Source organism: Luteococcus sp. Sow4_B9, assembly GCF_052116585.1.
GTDB lineage: Bacteria > Actinomycetota > Actinomycetes > Propionibacteriales > Propionibacteriaceae > Luteococcus.
Genome location: NZ_JBQKKT010000078.1, coordinates 1 through 530 on the forward strand (window position 1 = coordinate 1; position 530 = coordinate 530).

Here is a 530-nt window from a genome sequence, read left to right on the forward strand (position 1 = left end):
TGCCTGTTAACCGGCTAATGAGGACCAGAACCCTTGTCAGGAATGGTTTTGGGGCGTAGTCCTGTGGCATGGAGGACACGTCGATGAGGGTGGTTCTGGTCCGTGATGGCGACACGGGCTGGCGGTTGGAGAGCCCGGATGAGGGTCTGGTGGCGGCGCCGAATGCGTATCTGCGTTATCTGGCGGATCGGTGCTATTCGCCTCGCACGATCCGCACCTACGGCTACGGGTTGGTGGCCTTTGCCCGCTGGCTGAGCGTCTCGGGTCACAGCGTCGAGGACGTGGATGTCGAGGCGATGCTGGAGTTCGTGGACCATTGCCGCCACGAGCACATTGACGGCAGGGCTGGGCCGAATGTGGTCGATCTGAATGGACGCCGGATGGACCAGCTGGCGCCGGCCTCGATCAACCTGCGCTTGGCGGCGGTGTCGGGGATGTATGAGTTCTTGTCCATGCGCGACCCTGATCGCGTCTCACCGATCCCGAAGGGCCGCCCATCGTCGTGGTTCGCCCCTGGTGAGCGCTCGGGG

Annotated in this window: 1 protein-coding gene; it reads left to right on the top strand. The window is 63.8% G+C overall.

Annotated features, from left to right (window positions below; all coding sequences use genetic code 11):
- Positions 1–68 precede the first annotated feature (68 nt).
- Positions 69–530, top strand: a 462-nt coding sequence (locus ACTQ49_RS15025) for a site-specific integrase (protein WP_441828639.1), incomplete at its 3' end; no start/stop codon positions are given.